Annotated in this window: 12 protein-coding genes; 11 read left to right on the top strand and 1 reads right to left on the bottom strand. The window is 70.1% G+C overall.

Translation table 11 applies throughout. The features are described from left to right. On the bottom strand, positions 1–842 hold an 842-nt coding region (locus RT91_RS17155), incomplete at its 3' end, for an NAD(P)/FAD-dependent oxidoreductase (protein ID WP_152982863.1). Positions 843–1,005: 163 nt separating this feature from the next. Here RT91_RS17155 and RT91_RS17160 point away from each other — a divergent pair. The 11 genes from RT91_RS17160 to pufC all read left to right on the top strand — a co-directional run bounded on the left by RT91_RS17160 (position 1,006) and on the right by pufC (position 11,630). Further along, positions 1,006–1,875, top strand: coding sequence for a polyprenyl synthetase family protein (locus tag RT91_RS17160; RefSeq protein WP_013640256.1), 870 nt, complete (start codon positions 1,006–1,008; stop codon positions 1,873–1,875). Positions 1,876–1,885: 10 nt separating this feature from the next. Further along, complete coding sequence (locus RT91_RS17165) at positions 1,886–3,013, top strand: methyltransferase (RefSeq protein WP_035188709.1); 1,128 nt, start codon at positions 1,886–1,888, stop codon at positions 3,011–3,013. A gap of 117 nt (positions 3,014–3,130) precedes the next feature. Continuing rightward, positions 3,131–4,069: a chlorophyll synthesis pathway protein BchC gene (gene bchC / locus RT91_RS17170; protein WP_035188710.1), complete on the top strand. Its 939-nt coding sequence runs from the start codon at positions 3,131–3,133 to the stop codon at positions 4,067–4,069. After that, entirely contained in the window at positions 4,066–5,034 is a 969-nt protein-coding gene (locus RT91_RS17175) for a chlorophyllide a reductase iron protein subunit X (protein ID WP_007423561.1), read from the top strand. The genes bchC and RT91_RS17175 overlap by 4 nt, the downstream gene beginning before the upstream one ends. 2 nt (positions 5,035–5,036) lie before the next feature. Next, positions 5,037–6,449: a chlorophyllide a reductase subunit Y gene (bchY, locus tag RT91_RS17180; protein WP_035188713.1), complete on the top strand. Its 1,413-nt coding sequence runs from the start codon at positions 5,037–5,039 to the stop codon at positions 6,447–6,449. Continuing rightward, the gene (bchZ, locus tag RT91_RS17185) at positions 6,449–7,885 is read left to right on the top strand and encodes a chlorophyllide a reductase subunit Z (RefSeq protein ID WP_035188715.1); all 1,437 of its coding nucleotides are present in this window, start codon (positions 6,449–6,451) and stop codon (positions 7,883–7,885) included. The genes bchY and bchZ overlap by 1 nt, the downstream gene beginning before the upstream one ends. A gap of 187 nt (positions 7,886–8,072) precedes the next feature. Beyond that, entirely contained in the window at positions 8,073–8,303 is a 231-nt protein-coding gene (pufB, locus tag RT91_RS17190; RefSeq protein WP_013640251.1) for a light-harvesting antenna LH1, beta subunit, read from the top strand. A gap of 13 nt (positions 8,304–8,316) precedes the next feature. Further along, the gene (gene pufA / locus RT91_RS17195; protein WP_007421831.1) at positions 8,317–8,499 is read left to right on the top strand and encodes a light-harvesting antenna LH1, alpha subunit; all 183 of its coding nucleotides are present in this window, start codon (positions 8,317–8,319) and stop codon (positions 8,497–8,499) included. 98 nt (positions 8,500–8,597) lie between these two features. Continuing rightward, positions 8,598–9,434 (top strand): photosynthetic reaction center subunit L, encoded by an 837-nt coding sequence (gene pufL / locus RT91_RS17200; RefSeq protein WP_007421830.1) that lies wholly within the window; start codon positions 8,598–8,600, stop codon positions 9,432–9,434. Positions 9,435–9,489: 55 nt separating this feature from the next. After that, on the top strand, positions 9,490–10,479 hold the full coding sequence (pufM, locus tag RT91_RS17205; RefSeq protein ID WP_035188717.1) for a photosynthetic reaction center subunit M: 990 nt from the start codon (positions 9,490–9,492) through the stop codon (positions 10,477–10,479). Beyond that, positions 10,476–11,630, top strand: coding sequence for a photosynthetic reaction center cytochrome PufC (gene pufC / locus RT91_RS17210; protein WP_013640249.1), 1,155 nt, complete (start codon positions 10,476–10,478; stop codon positions 11,628–11,630). Before pufM ends, pufC begins: the two co-directional genes overlap by 4 nt. Positions 11,631–12,282: the final 652 nt, after the last annotated feature.

The raw sequence follows: 12,282 nt of genomic DNA on the forward strand, positions 1-12,282 counted from the left end.
GCGCCGAGGCGGCCGGCGCCGATCGCGCCGATCTCGCCGGCGGCGATGACCGTGCGGCCGGCGACCTCCGAACCGTCGGCGAGGCGGACGCCTCTGACGCGGGCGCCATCGGTCAGCACCTCGGCCACCGGCGCGCCGAGGTGGAAGCGCGCGCCGTGGCAGCGGGCGGCGCGCATCAGGGCGGAGGCCAGCATCGTCATGCCGCCCTCGATCGTCCATACGCCGCGCTGCTCGGCATGGGCGATCAGCATCAGCGTCGCCGGCGCGGCGAAGGGCGAGGCGCCGGAATAGGTCGCGTAGCGGGCGAAGAGCTGGCGCAGCCTCGGATCGGTGAAGCGGCGGCCGAGGACCGACCACAGGCTGGCGAAGGGCGAGGCGCGGCCGAGGGCCAGCAGGCCGGTGAGGCCGGTGCGGCGGCCAAGGCCGAGAAGACCGGGCGCGGGGTTGCGCATGAAGGCGGCGTCGAGCGCGTCGTAGAGCGCCCGGCTGCGGCGGCAGAAGACGCTGAATTCGCGGGCGGCGCGCGGGCCGAAGGCGGCGAGGATGGCGGCCTCGCTCGCCTCCGCGGTCTGCCGCAGGTCGAGCCGGGTGCCGTCCTGCCAGTGATGCCGGGCGATGACATCGAGCGGCGCGAGGCGAAGCTCGGCCGCGAGGCTGGTGCCGGCGGCGCGCAGCAGGTCGTCGAACACGTGGCGCATCGTCACCACCGTCGGCCCGGCATCGATGGCGCGGCCGGCGACGGCGACCGCGCGCAGCTTGCCGCCGGGTGCTGCCGCGCGGTCGAACACCACGACGCGGCGGCCGGCGGCGGCGAGGCGGATCGCCGCGGCGAGGCCGCCCATGCCGGCGCCGATGATCAGGACCGTCGAGGTGTCGCGTGGTGAAATCGCCGGGGTCCTCCGTTGCGGGCGAGTATCCGAAATTACTTGACTGAGTGTCAACCAAATCGCACAGTTAAAAACGACAATAAAAAGTGACAAACGGCTCAACCATCGGAGGTCCGTCATGGATGCCATGTCGCTCATCGAATCCACCCTCACCACGGCCATGCTGCGGGCCGAAACCGGCGGCGGGCCGCCGAAGCTGGCGGCGGCGATGCGGCACGCGGTGTTTCCGCGCGGCGCGCGGGTGCGGCCGCGACTGTGCCTCGCCGTGGCCTCGGCCTGCGGGGCGGACCGGTTCGACGCGGCGGTGGCGGCGGGGGCGGCGCTGGAATTCCTGCACTGCGCCTCGCTGGTGCATGACGACCTGCCGTGTTTCGACGATGCGGCGACGCGGCGCGGCCGTCCCTCGGTGCATGCCGCGTTCGGCGCGCCGATCGCGGTGCTTGCGGGCGATGCGCTGATCGTGCTGGCGTTCCAGACCCTCGCACTCGGCTGCGCGGTGCAGCCGGGCCCGGTGATCGCGCTGAGCGGGATCGTCGCCGAGGCGGTGGGCATGCCGGGCGGCATCGTTGCCGGCCAGGCCTGGGAGAGCGAGGACGAGGTGGATCTCGCGCGCTACCAGCGGGCCAAGACCTCGGCGCTGTTCGCGGCGGCGGCGATGGCCGGGGCGGCGAGCGCGGGCGAGGATCCGCTGCCGTGGCGGGCGCTGGGGGACAATCTGGGCGATGCCTATCAGATCGCCGACGATCTTTGCGATGCCGCCGGGGATGCGGCTTCGTGCGGCAAGCCGGTCGGGCGCGATGCCGCGCTGCACCGGCCGAGTGCCGTGCGGCGCTTCGGCATCGAGGGCGCGCTCGACCTGCTGGACGAGGTGGCTGAACGCGCGGCCTCGTCGATCCCCGATTGTCCGGGCGTGGCGTCGCTGCGCGCGCTGATCGTGCAGGAGGCGAAGCGGCTGGTGCCCAAGGGGCTGGCCCGCGCGGCGGCCTGAGGCGCGCGCGGTGACGGCGAGCGCGTCGGGCTTCGTGGACCCGCCGGTGCCGGCCTGGCAGCGGCGCTGGCGGGATCTGCGCAACCGGCTGCTCGCGAACGGCACCTTCCAGGATCTTGCGGCGCGCTGCCCGCCGACCCGGTTCGTGGCGCGGCGGGAGGCGCGGGCGCTGTTCGACCTCTGCGCCGGCTTCGTCTATTCGCAGACGCTGGCCGCCTGCGTCGAGCTCGACCTGTTCGCGCAGTTGGCGGCGGGGGCGGAGACGGTCGAGCATCTCGCCGCGCGCTGCCGCCTTGCACCGGCGGCGCTGCTGCGGCTCGCACGGGCGGGTGCGGCGCTGCGGCTGCTGGAGACCGATGGCGCGCGGGTGGCGCTCGGCCCGCTGGGTGCTGCGCTGCTTGCCAACCCGGGCATCGCGGCGATGGTCCGGCATCATGCGCTGCTCTATCGCGACCTCGCCGATCCGGTCGGCCTGCTGCGCGGCGAGACGAACGCGACCCTGGCCGGGTTCTGGCCGTATGAGGGCGGCGACGCGCCGCGGGCGGATGCCTATTCGCAGTTGATGGCGGCATCGCAGCCGATGATCGCCGCGGGGATCCTCGCCGCCTGGAAATTCCGCCGGCACCGGCGGATTCTCGATGTCGGCGGGGGCGATGGCCGGTTTCTCGAGGCGGTCGCCGCTCGCGCGCCGGCGCTCGCGCTCATGCTGTTCGACCTGCCGGATGTGGCGGCGCTGGCGCGGGCCCGCTTCGCCCGCGCGGGGCTCGCCGGGCGGGCCGCCGCATGGGGCGGCGACATGCGCGTCGACCGGCTGCCGGAGGGGGCGGACATCGCCACCCTCGTCAGGGTGCTGCACGATCACGACGACGACGATGCGATGGCGATCCTGCGCAATGTCCGCGCCTGCCTGCAACCCGGAGCCACCCTGCTGATCGCCGAGCCGCTGGCCGCGGCGGCGGGGGCGGCGCCGGTCGGCGATGCCTATTTCGGTTTCTACCTGCTGGCGATGGGGCGCGGCCGGCCGCGGCGCGCGGCGGAGCTGGCCGCGATGGTGGAACGCGCCGGCTTCATCGGGGCGCGGCAGATCGCCACGCCGCAGCCGCTGCTGACCGGGCTGATCGCGGCACGCGCCGGATGAGCCGGCGCGATAAAAGAAACGTTGACTGTAAGTTTAGATTGACATTTTGTTTTGTACTTGTAAGCTGACATTTACAATACGACCGCACGGCTCGCGGCACTCCAGAGGGGACGTGCCTTGCTCGACAGTCTCGCCATCATCATCGAAAGACCGTTAGACCTGTCGCTCCGGCGGGTGAGGCTCGATGCGCCTGCGGCCACGGATGTGGTGGTCGAGGTGGCGTGGTCGGGGGTGAGCACCGGCACGGAGAAGCTGATCTTCACCGGCGAGATGCCGCCCTTTCCGGGCATGGGTTATCCGCTGGTGCCGGGCTACGAGGCGACGGGCACGATTGTCGAGGCAGGGCACGCGGTGCGCGGCCGGCTGGGCGAGACGGTGTTCGTTCCGGGAGCCCGCTGCTTCGGCGAGATGCGCGCGCTGTTCGGCGCGGATTCACGACATTTGGTGGTGCCGGCCGAGCGGGCGGTGTGGGTTCCCGCCGCACTCGGCGCGAACGCGACCCTGCTGGCGCTGGCGGCAACCGCCCGGCATGCGATCAGGGTTGCCGGCGGCGCGCCGGAGCTGATCGTCGGGCATGGCGTTCTCGGCCGGCTGATCGCCCGCCTCGCGACGCTCGATGGCGGGGCGCCGGTGGTCTGGGAAACCAGGGCGGCGCGGTTCGCCGGGGCGCGAGGCTATGAGGTGCGGGCCGCGGCGGACGATCCGCGGCGGGATTATCGCACGATCATCGACGCCTCGGGCGATTCCGCAATTCTCGACCGGCTGATCGGGCGCCTCGCGCCGGGGGGGATGATCGCCCTCGCCGGGTTTTACGCCGCCCCGCTCGGCTTTGCCTTCCCCCCGGCCTTCATGCGCGAGGCGCGGATCGCCATCGCCGCCCAGTGGCAGCCGGAGGATCTCGCCGATGTCGCAGCACTGGTCGCGGCGGGGCGACTCGACCTGTCCGGCCTGGTGACGCACCGGGTGCCGGCGGCGGACGCGGCGGAAGCCTATCCCGCCGCCTTCAACGACGATTCCTGCCTCAAACTGCTCATCGACTGGAGAGACATGACATGAACGCAAGCGCCGGCCGCACGGCTCCCGATACCGAGATTGGCGCGAGCGCGAATCCGGCGAAGAAGACCCAGATCATCGCGATCTACGGCAAGGGAGGGATCGGCAAGAGTTTCACCCTCGCCAACCTGTCGTATTCGATGGCGCAGCTCGGCAAGCGGGTACTGCTGATCGGGTGCGACCCGAAGAGCGACACGACCTCGCTGCTGTTCGGCGGCAAGTCGTGCCCGACGATCATCGAGACCTCGGCGCGGCGCAAGGCCGCCGGCGAGGCGGTGGAGATCGGCGATGTCTGCTTCAAGCGCGACGGCGTGTTCGCCATGGAGCTGGGCGGCCCGGAAGTGGGGCGCGGCTGCGGCGGGCGCGGGATCATCCACGGGTTCGAACTGCTCGACAAGCTGGGCTTTCACCAGTGGGATTTCGACTACGTGCTGCTCGACTTCCTGGGCGACGTGGTCTGCGGCGGGTTCGGCCTGCCGATCGCCCGCGATCTGTGCCAGAAGGTGATCGTGGTCGGCTCGAACGACCTGCAATCGCTCTATGTCGCCAACAATGTCTGCTCGGCGGTGGATTATTTCCGCAAGCTCGGCGGCAATGTCGGCGTTGCCGGGCTGGTGATCAACAAGGATGACGGCACCGGCGAGGCGCAGGCCTTCGCCGCGGCGGCGGGGATTCCGGTGCTGGCCGCGATTCCGGCGGATGAGGATATCCGCCGCAAATCGGCGAATTACGAGATCGTCGGGCGGCCCGGCGGGCGCTGGTCGCCGCTGTTCGAGGCGTTGGGCGTGCAGGTGGCCGAGGCGCCGCCGATCCGCCCGACGCCGCTGAGCCAGGACGGGCTGCTCGGCCTGTTCAAGGGCGACGCGGTGGGCCGCGGCGTGGTGCTGGACCCGGCGAGCCTTGAGGACATGTGCGGTTCGGACGTGCTGAACCGGCCGTCCCTCGAAGTCGTCTACGAGGGGGCCTGACCATGCCCCCGCCGGAGGGAACGATCGCGCGGCCGCAGGACTCCGGCTGCCATGGCGGGCGGGAGACGATGCGCGAGGCCGCCCGCGCCGCCGGCAAGTCCGCCGTGCTGGAGCGGCTCGCCGCCGATTACCCGCAGGGGCCGCACGACCAGCCGCAATCGATGTGCCCGGCCTTCGGGTCGTTGCGCGTCGGCCTGCGGATGCGGCGGGTGGCGACGATCCTGTCCGGCTCGGCCTGCTGCGTCTACGGTCTCACCTTCACCTCGCATTTCTATGGCGCGCGCCGCAGCGTCGGCTACGTGCCGTTCGATTCCGAGACGCTGGTGACCGGCCAGCTCTTCGAGGATATCCGCGACGCGGTGCGCCGGACGGCGCAGCCGGACGCGTATGACGCCGTCGTCGTCATCAATCTGTGCGTGCCGACCGCTTCGGGCGTACCGCTCGACCTGCTGCCGCGGGAGATCGACGGTGTGCGGGTGATCGGCATCGACGTGCCGGGCTTCGGCGTGCCGACCCATGCCGAGGCGAAGGACGTGCTGGCCGGGGCGATGCTGCGCTATGCGCGGCGCGAGGCCGAAGCCGGCGCGGTGGCGCGGCCGCGCGCGGGGCTTGCCGAGGAGCGGCGGGTCACCCTGCTGGGCGAGCTGTTCCCCGCCGATCCGCCAGGGGTCGCGGCGATGCTGGCGCCAATGGGGCTCGGCGTCGGGCCGGCGGTGCCGGCGCGGGAGTGGCGGGATCTGTACGGCGCGCTCGATTGCGTGGCGGCTGCCGCGGTGCATCCGTTCTACACCGCCAGCGCGCGGGAATTCGAGGCCGCGGGCCGCACGCTGATCGGCTCGGCGCCGGTGGGCGAGGAGGCGACGGCCGACTGGCTCGACGCCGTCGGTCGCGTCGCCGGGATCGAGGCGGCGCGGGTCGACCGGGCGAAGGCCGCGGCGATCGCGCCGGTGCGCGCGGCGCTCGCCGCCAACCCGGTTTCGGCGCGGATGATCGTTTCGGGCTACGAGGGCTCGGAGCTGCTGGTCGCACGGCTGCTGATCGAGGCGGGGGCGGAGATCCCCTATGTCGGCACCGCGCTGCCGGCGACGCCGTGGAGCGAGGCGGACCGCGCCTGGCTTGCCCAGCAGGGCACGCATGTGCAGTTCCGCGCCTCGCTCGAACAGGATTGCGCGGCGCTGCGCGACGTTCGCCCCGACCTTGCCTTCGGCACCACGCCGCTGGTGCAGGCGGCGAAGGAGGCGGGTGTGCCGGCCGTCTATTTCACCAACATCGTGTCATCGCGGCCGATCTTCGGCGCATCCGGTGCCGCGGCACTCGCTGCCATCGTCGCGGCGCAGACGCGCGGGCGCGAGCGGTTCGGCCGGATGATCGGGTTCTTCGCCGGCGATGCGGCGCAGGCGGAGGAGGTTTCCTGATGCTGGTGCAGGATCATGACCGGGCGGGCGGGTATTGGGGCGCTGTCTACGCCTTTGCCGCGATCAAGGGGTTGCGCGTCGTCATCGACGGGCCGGTGGGCTGCGAGAACCTGCCGGTGACGGCGGTGCTGCACTACACCGATGCGCTGCCGCCGCACGAGCTGCCGATCGTGGTGACGGGGCTTGACGAGGAAGCGCTCTCGATGAGCGGCACCGAGGGGCCGATGAAGCGCGCCGCCGGGATCGGCAACCAGAAGATTCCCGCGGTCGTCGTCACCGGCTCGATCGCCGAGATGATCGGCGGCGGGGTGACGCCGGAGGGCTCGAACCTGCGGCGCTTCCTGCCGCGCACGATCGACGAGGACCAGTGGCAGTCCGCCGACCGGGCGATGGTGTGGCTGTGGAACGAGTTCGGCAACGCGAAGGCGAAGCGCCCGGAGCGCAAGGCGGGCAAGCCGCGCGTCAACATCATCGGGCCGATCTATGGCACGTTCAACATGCCCTCCGATCTCGCCGAGATCCGCCGGCTGGTCGAGGGGATCGGCTGCGAGGTCAACCTGACCTTTCCGCTCGGCGCCGACCTCAAGGACACGCCGCTGCTGGCCGATGCGGATGTCAATGTCTGCCTCTATCGCGAATTCGGCCGCAAGCTCTGCGAGGCGCTGGGCAAGCCCTACCTGATGGCGCCGATGGGGATTTTCGCGACGACGAATTTCCTGCGCAAGCTCGGCGAGCTCGCCGGTGTCGATCCCGAGCCGTTCATCGCCCGCGAGAAGGAGACCACGATCAAGCCGATCTGGGATCTGTGGCGGAGCGTGACGCAGGATTTCTTCGCGACCTCGTCGTTCGGGGTGGTGGCGACCGAGACCTATGCCCGCGGCCTGCGCCGCCTGCTCGAGGAGGAGCTCGGCATTGCGTGCAGCTTCGCGATCGCCCGTCGCCCCGGGGTGAAGCCGGACAACGACGCGGTGCGCGCGGCGATGGCGGCGACCCCGCCGCTGGTGCTGTTCGGCTCGTATAACGAGCGGATGTATGCGGCGGAGCGCGGCGGCCGGTCGGTCTATATTCCGGCGTCGTTTCCGGGGGCGATCATCCGCCGCGCGACCGGCACGCCGTTCATGGGGTATGCGGGTGCGACCTATGTCGTGCAGGAATACTGCAACGCGCTGTTCGACGCGCTGTTCAACATCCTGCCGCTCGGCGCCGATCTCGACCGGATCGAGCCGACGCCGGCGCGCGCCGATGCGGGCGAGGCCTGGGCCCCGGATGCGGCCGCGGCGCTCGACCGGCATCTCGCCCATGAGCCGTTCCTGATCCGGATTTCCGCAGCCAAGCGCCTGCGCGACCGCGCCGAGCGGTGCGCGCGCGAGGCGGGTGCCGCGCGCGTCGAGGCGGCGCATGTCGCCGTGGCGCTGCGCGAGACGGTGCCGGCATGACCGCTTCACCCGACAGAGCCGCACCCGGGCCGACCCTGGTGCTGCCCCTCCTGCTTGCCCCAGCGGCGAGGCTCCCCCATCGGCCGCCCGCCGCACGGCGCCGGCCGTCCCCCCGCGCGGGGTTCGCGCGGAACTGGCAGGCGAGGGCAACCGCGCCGGCCACAACGAGGATAACAGTCTGATGTCCATGACCACACATGATCGGGAAGGGTCGTTATCCGGCCTGACCGAACGGGAGGCGAAGGAGTTCCACTCGATCTTCATCGCCAGTTTCATCGGCTTCACCGTCATCGCGATCATTGCCCACTTCCTGGTGTGGCAGTGGCGCCCGTGGATCCCGGGTCCGCACGGCTATGTCACGGGGTTCCTGGATAACGCGCATATCGGGGTGAAGATGCTCACCTCGCATATCGGATAAGGGAGGACAGACCATGTGGCGCATGTGGCTTCTTTTCGATCCGCGCAGGGTGCTGACCGCGCTTGGCGTGTTCCTGTTCGCGCTGGCGATCCTGATCCACTTCATCCTGCTGAGCACGCCGCGTTTCGACTGGCTCGGCGGCGCCCCCGCGATGACGACGATGCAGCAGCAGTCGGCCATGCCGGCAAACAAGTAACGGGGCCTGCCAAACCCTTCAGATGATCCCGGTGCCGGTCGGCTCGTGCCGACCGCGCCGGGGGGAGGGGCCCCAACCGAACGGTGAGGAACTGCCCGATGGCACTGCTCAGTTTTGAAAGAAAATACCGCGTCCGCGGCGGGACCCTGATCGGCGGGGACCTGTTCGATTTCTGGGTCGGGCCGTTCTATGTCGGCTTCTTCGGTGTGACCGCCGCCTTCTTCATCATGCTCGGCACGGCGCTGATCATCTGGGGCGCGGCGCTCGGGCCGACCTGGAACATCTGGCAGATCAGCATCGCGCCGCCCGACCTTTCCTACGGGCTCGGCCTCGCGCCGCTGGCCAAGGGCGGGCTCTGGCAGATCATCACGGTCTGCGCGATCGGCGCCTTCGGCTCCTGGGCGCTGCGCGAGGTGGAGATCAGCCGCAAGCTCGGGATCGGGCTGCACGTGCCGGCGGCGTTCAGCGTCGCGATCTTCGCCTATGTAACGCTCGAGGTCATCCGCCCGCTGCTGATGGGCGCCTGGGGCAACGGCTTTCCCTACGGCATCATGAGCCATCTCGACTGGGTGTCGAACACCGGATACGCCTATCTCAATTTCGAATACAACCCGATGCACATGGTCGCCGTGACGCTGTTCTTCACGACGACGCTCGCCCTCGCGCTGCACGGATCGCTGGTTCTGGCCGCGATCAACCCGCCGGCGGGCGAGACGGTGAAGTTCGCCGAGCACGAGGACACGTTCTTCCGCGATTTCATCGGCTACTCGATCGGCACGCTGGGCATTCACCGGCTCGGCCTGTTCCTCGCCCTCGGGGCGGGGTTCGCCAGCGCCACCTGCATCCTGCTCTCGGGCCCGTTCTGGACCCAGGGCTGGCCCTCGTGGTGGGGGTGGTGGCTGCATCTGCCGATCTGGCAGTTCGGCGGTCATTGAGGTGCGCCATGCAAGACCGCACCAGTCATAACCTTCAAGCAGTCCGGGGGCTCGGATGATCGAATATCAGAACATCTTCACGCGGGTGCAGATCCGTGGGCCGCTGCATGACGGCGTTCCGGCGCCGGCGGGTGTGTGGGGCCGGCAGGGCAAGCCGTTCTTCAGCTACCTGCTCGGCCAGATCGGCAACGCCCAGGTCGGCCCGATCTATCTCGGCTCGCTCGGCGTCGCCTCCATCGCCTGCGGCCTGATCGCCTTCGAGATCATCGGGCTCAACATGATGGCCTCGGTGAACTGGAACCCGATCCGCTTCGTGCGCGACCTGCCGTGGCTCGCGCTCGAACCGCCGCCGCCGGCCTACGGGCTGCGGCTGCCGCCGATGGACCAGGGCGGGTGGTGGCTGCTGGCCGGATTCTTCCTGACCACCTCGCTGCTGCTCTGGTGGCTGCGGGTCTACCGCCGCTCGAAGCAGCTCGGCCTCGGCACCCATACCGCCTGGGCCTTCGCCTCGGCCATCTGGCTGTTCCTCGTGCTCGGCTTCATCCGCCCGCTGCTGATGGGCAGCTGGGGCGAGGCGCCGCCCTTCGGCATCTTCCCGCATCTGGACTGGACCGTCGCGTTCTCGTTGCGATACGGCAACCTGTATTACGATCCGTTCCACATGCTCTCGATCGTGTTCCTCTATGGCTCGGTCCTGCTGTTCGCGATGCATGGCGCGACCATTCTCGCCGTCAGCCGGTTCGGCGGCGAGCGCGAGGTGGAGCAGACGGTGGACCGGGGCACCGCATCGGAGCGCGCCGCGCTGTTCTGGCGCTGGACGATGGGGTTCAACGCGACGATGGAGAGCATCCATCGCTGGGCCTGGTGGTTCGCGGTGCTGACCACGCTGACCGGCGGGATCGGCATCCTGCTGACCGGCACCGTCGTCGACAACTGGTTCCTGTGGGCGGTGAAGCACCATGTGGCGCCGGCCTATCCGCACATCTACGGGCATATCGCCGATCCGGCGCAGGGTGTGGCCGCGGGCAAGGGGACAATGCCATGAAAGTCACGATCACCCTGCTCGCCCTGATCGGCGGCATGACGGCGATGGTCATCGGCGTGCTGACCTTGCAGCCGCCCACGGTGCGCTCGGTGCAGCGCGGCTATCGCGGCACCGGCCAGCAGCTCGAATACAGCCCGGCGGTGATCGCCGCCGCCTTCGCCGCCAACCAGGCGCCCACCGCCCTGCCGCAGAACAATGCCGGGCCGCCGGCCGGCACGATCTACAAGAACGTTCAGGTGCTCAAGAACGTTCCGGCCGGCGCCTTTGCGCGGATCATGGTCTCGATGGTGCAGTGGGTCGCGCCAAAACAGGGCTGCGGCTACTGCCACGTGGCCGGCAATTTCGCCTCCGACGCCAAGTATCAGAAGCGGGTCGCGCGGCGGATGCTGGAGATGACGATCTTCATCAATGCCGACTGGCAGACGCATGTGAAGAAGGTCGGCGTCACCTGCTATACCTGCCATCGGGGCAACAACGTGCCGAGCCGGGTCTGGTTCGAGGGCGTCGCCCCGCCGCATGCGGGCGGGCTGCTGCAGACCGACAGCGGCGAGGCGCGGCCCTCGGCGGTGGCGGATGGCTCGGCGCTGCCGGCCGATCCGCTCACGCCCTTCCTGCTCGGGCACGAGCCGATCCGGGTGACCGGCACCACCGCGCTGCCCACCGGCAACCGCCACTCGATCCAGCAGACCCAGTGGACCTATGCGCTGATGATGCACTACGCGACGGCGCTGGGGGTGAACTGCGATTTCTGCCACCAGACCCGCGCCTTCGCCGACTGGTCGGAAAGCACGCCGCAGCGGGTGACCGCCTATTACGGCCTGCACATGGTCCGCGCGCTCAATAACGACTACCTGCTGCCGCTGACCGGCACCTTCCCCAAAGCCATGCTCGGCCCGGCCGGCGATGTGGCGAAGGTGGACTGCGCGACCTGCCACCAGGGCGTGTTCAAGCCGCTCTATGGCGCGCCGATGGCGAGCCAGTTCCCCTATCTCCGCGGTCCCGCCGCGCTCGCCCAGCCCGATCCGAAGGCGGCGGCGGCGCATGGCGAGGACAACCCGGCGATGATCACCATGGCGTCCGCCCCGGCTTCGGGCAGCGCCAAACCGACAGCGTCCCCCGCCCCGACCGGGGCGGGTGCACCGGGCCAATAGCGCCGCGGCTCCCCGGCGTTTGCCCGATACTTGGCGTGGGTCGAAAGGCCCACGCCTTTTTATGCGTCACTCGACCTTGGTGGCCGCTTGCCATTGGGAGGTCGGGGATCTGTTCTGGGACCTTGGCAGGAAGAAGGATCGGGATGGCAAGGAACCATACGCTGGAAGATCACGGGCGAGCTGCGTGAGGTTGTGCAGGCGAAATTATCAAATCCCGCGCGACGCCGGCGCTGTATCGATCACATCAGAGGAAAAAAAGGCCGTCTCTGAGCGGTGCCATCCTCCACGGCAGGTTTCGGCAATGGAGGCTCACCGCGGAACAGATTGCCGGGCCGGAAGGCCGCGCCAGGGATCCGGCCACCGGCAGGCGCGTCTCCTGGATAAACCCCATGACGGAATGGGTACGTGATGAAGTGCCGCCTCTGCGGCTGCCGCAGAGGCGTTTTCGCCGTTGTCGGCCAGAATGATCTCGCCTGCTCCGCTCGCGGAGGCAGACACCATGATGTCACTCCGTGATGGGCCGGACCATCCGTTCCCGAATCATTTGACGACGGACAGAAAGCGGGTTGGTTGTCGGGTCAGGCGGGGGCGGGCGGGGCGCGCGGGCGGCGCAACGGCCGCGCGCCGCGTCGGGCCGGGCGGTGTGGCCGGG

The sequence above is a fragment of the Acidiphilium sp. JA12-A1 genome (assembly GCF_000724705.2).
GTDB lineage: Bacteria > Pseudomonadota > Alphaproteobacteria > Acetobacterales > Acetobacteraceae > Acidiphilium > Acidiphilium multivorum.

Excerpts from the sequence above, each read along its gene's own strand:
- pufL (WP_007421830.1), top strand. The coding sequence starts at position 8,598 with ATGGCACTGCTCAGTTTTGAAAGAAAATACCGCGTCCGCGGCGGGACC.
- bchY (WP_035188713.1), top strand. The coding sequence starts at position 5,037 with ATGCCCCCGCCGGAGGGAACGATCGCGCGGCCGCAGGACTCCGGCTGC.
- RT91_RS17175 (WP_007423561.1), top strand. The coding sequence starts at position 4,066 with ATGAACGCAAGCGCCGGCCGCACGGCTCCCGATACCGAGATTGGCGCG.
- pufC (WP_013640249.1), top strand. The coding sequence starts at position 10,476 with ATGAAAGTCACGATCACCCTGCTCGCCCTGATCGGCGGCATGACGGCG.
- pufB (WP_013640251.1), top strand. The coding sequence starts at position 8,073 with ATGACCACACATGATCGGGAAGGGTCGTTATCCGGCCTGACCGAACGG.
- pufA (WP_007421831.1), top strand. The coding sequence starts at position 8,317 with ATGTGGCGCATGTGGCTTCTTTTCGATCCGCGCAGGGTGCTGACCGCG.
- pufM (WP_035188717.1), top strand. The coding sequence starts at position 9,490 with ATGATCGAATATCAGAACATCTTCACGCGGGTGCAGATCCGTGGGCCG.
- RT91_RS17160 (WP_013640256.1), top strand. The coding sequence starts at position 1,006 with ATGGATGCCATGTCGCTCATCGAATCCACCCTCACCACGGCCATGCTG.
- bchZ (WP_035188715.1), top strand. The coding sequence starts at position 6,449 with ATGCTGGTGCAGGATCATGACCGGGCGGGCGGGTATTGGGGCGCTGTC.